1 pseudogene is annotated in these 306 nt (G+C 65.0%); it reads left to right on the plus strand.

Annotated elements, in window-relative coordinates:
* A pseudogene (locus GSY69_RS13940) lies at nucleotides 1–179 on the plus strand (IS481 family transposase); the annotation flags it as partial.
* Nucleotides 180–306 lie beyond the last annotated feature (127 nt).

The following is a 306-nucleotide window of genomic DNA, read 5'->3' on the forward strand; positions in this document are numbered from 1 at the left end:
GCAAGCTCAACGCCCGTGCCCAGGCCCGCCTCACCGGTGAGCGCGGCCACGACTACCGACCTCGTATCGGCACCGCATTCGTCCACACTGTCATCGATGACCACTCCCGGGTGGCCTACGCGGAGATATGCGCCGATGAGAAGGCCCTCACTGCCATTGGTGTGCTCAACAGGGCCGTGGGGGACTGATGCACGATCAGGTGTCAGCTTGGTTTAGGCCGCCAGGGTGACGGTCGGGTTCATGATGGTCTCGTATTCGATGGGGGTCAATCGGCCCAGGCGGGCCTGACGCCGGCGGCGGTGGTAG

The sequence above is a fragment of the Brevibacterium rongguiense genome (assembly GCF_009857845.1).
Taxonomy (GTDB): domain Bacteria; phylum Actinomycetota; class Actinomycetes; order Actinomycetales; family Brevibacteriaceae; genus Brevibacterium; species Brevibacterium rongguiense.